The organism is Mesorhizobium sp. M4A.F.Ca.ET.090.04.2.1 (assembly GCF_003999085.1).
In the GTDB taxonomy this organism is placed as follows: Bacteria; Pseudomonadota; Alphaproteobacteria; order Rhizobiales; family Rhizobiaceae; genus Mesorhizobium.
This window is the reverse complement of sequence record NZ_RZOT01000747.1, coordinates 1-2,056: the sequence shown is the minus strand read 5'-3', so window position 1 is coordinate 2,056 and position 2,056 is coordinate 1. Positions and strand designations below refer to the sequence as shown.

The 2,056-nt window shown below is 63.8% G+C and carries 3 protein-coding genes; all 3 read right to left on the bottom strand.

Going from position 1 to position 2,056, the window contains the following annotated elements:
- Positions 1-707 (bottom strand): carbohydrate ABC transporter permease (locus EN781_RS31305; RefSeq protein WP_145965741.1); only part of this gene is annotated, 707 nt, incomplete at its 3' end.
- A 1-nt stretch (position 708) separates the two neighbouring features.
- The gene (locus EN781_RS31300) at positions 709-1,647 is read right to left on the bottom strand and encodes a sugar ABC transporter permease (protein ID WP_126058036.1); all 939 of its coding nucleotides are present in this window, start codon (positions 1,645-1,647) and stop codon (positions 709-711) included.
- A partial coding sequence (locus EN781_RS31295; protein ID WP_145965740.1) for an ABC transporter substrate-binding protein occupies positions 1,647-2,056 on the bottom strand: 410 nt, incomplete at its 5' end. The genes EN781_RS31300 and EN781_RS31295, both read right to left, overlap by 1 nt.

Below are 2,056 nucleotides of genomic sequence, written 5' to 3'. Positions count from 1 at the left end.
CAGCTCACCTGCTCGTAGGACAGCATGTTGTAGACGGCGACTGGCAAGGTCCGCGTCTCGCGGCTGGCGAGCACCACGCCGAAGACGAAATTGTTCCACGAGAAGATAACCGACAGGATGAAGGCGACGACGATGCCGGGCTTGGCGATCGGCAGCGCCACCAGCCGGAACACCTGCCATGAGCTGGCGCCGTCGATGCTGGCCGCCTCCTCCAGCTCCATCGGCGTCGTCTCGAAATAGCCGATCATCACCCAGACGACGATCGGCACTGTCACCACCAGATGGATGATGATCTGCGGCCACAGCGTGCCGAGGATGCCGATCCACTGGAACAGCAGGAACAGCGGGATCAGATAGGAAAGGCCGGGCGTCATGCGGGCGATCATTATGACGACCGCCGACCGTTCGGCCTTCAGCCGGGCGATGCCGTAGCCGGCCGGCACGCCGATCAGGAGCGCCAGCAGCGTCGCCGTGCCGGTGACCAGCACCGAATTCCCCAGATAGAGCAGGAAGTTGTTCTCCTCGAACACCTTCACATAGTTTGACCAGGCGAAGTGCTCGGGAATCAGGATCGGCGGATAGGCGCCGTTGTCGATCTCGAATTTCAGCGACAGCGAGATCATCCAGAGGAAGAACAGGATCGCCGGCGAGACGAGGACCAGGGCCGCGAAGAACAGTCCGATCCGGTTGATGAGGCGTGACGTCATCTTATTTGCCCTCCGCGTTGATCCATTGCGAGCGCTGGCGCAGCATCAACAGGATGAAGGACAGCGCCACGATCACAACGAAGAACACCACGGCCATGGCCGAGCCGTAGCCGATGTCGTAGTAGGAGAAGGCGGTGTTGTAGAGATAGATGTTGATGGTTTCCGACGCCGTGCCCGGACCGCCTTGGGTCATGGCGTAGATGATGTCGAAGCTTTTAAGCGCATCGATGGTGCGGATGATGACGGCAATCATCAGGAACGGCGCGATCATCGGCAGCGTCAGGTAGCGGAACTGCTGCCAGGCATTGGCGCCGTCGATCTCGGCGCTCTCGAACGGCTCGCGCGGCACCGAGGCCAGCCCGCCCAGCACGATCAGCATCACCAGCGGCGTCCACTGCCAGGTCTCGACCGCGACCAGCGAGGGAATGACCGTCTTGGCGTTGAATATCCATTCCTGCGCCGGAATGCCGACCAGCGACAGGAGATAGTTGAGCACGCCGAGCTGCGGGTGGAACATCATCGTCCACACCAGCGCCACGGCGACCGGCGTTGCCATCATCGGCATCACGAAGATGCCGCGCAGCAGGCCGCGCAGCGGGACCTTTGCATCGAAGATCAGTGCGGCGACGGTGCCGAGGAACATCGGCGCGACGACCGACAGGAAGGTGTAGGTCAGCGTATGCCAGAGCGATTCCCAGAACCGCGGGTCGCTCGCCAGGCGGAGATAGTTTTCCATGCCGGCAAAGCTGCGCGACTGGCCGAGCGTCCAGCTGTTGACGCTCATCCACAGCGTGAAGGCCCAGGGAAAGACGATCACCGCGCCGACGACGACGAGCGCCGGCAGGACGAAGGGCCAGTAGTTGGGAGCCAGACGCACCGTCTGGCTCCCTTCCATGGCTTCCATCGTCACCCCGGCCCGTTCTGGGGTGGTGGCGGACATCAGCCTTGCTCGCTCCGGTCGAGGACCGGCTGGAACTGCTCGGTGGCCTTCTTCAGCTCCTCCGCCGGATCGGCGCCGGCGATCATGTTGCTCAGCGCCACGCCATAGATGTCGCGGAACTCGGTCACCGGGATGATGACCGGCAGCGCCAGCCGGCTGACATTGCCGGATCCGACCACGGCGTCGAGCCAGCTTGCCGGCATGGTGACGCCTTCGCGTACTTTGGGATCCTCCAGCACCGACTTGCGGAACGGCACGCCGGCGCCCGCCTGCAGCAGCCGCGCGCCCATGACGGGCGACACCGCCCACTGGCAGAACAGATAGGCGGCCTCCTTCTTCTCGCTGGCCGCCGTGACGCCGATGCCGTCGCCGAACGTGCCCGAGGCATGCGCCTTGGGCCCTTTGGGCA

What these genes read in the sequence shown, in the direction of transcription:
- EN781_RS31300 (WP_126058036.1), bottom strand. Translation starts at nt 1,647, where the DNA reads ATGTCCGCCACCACCCCAGAACGGGCCGGGGTGACGATGGAAGCCATG.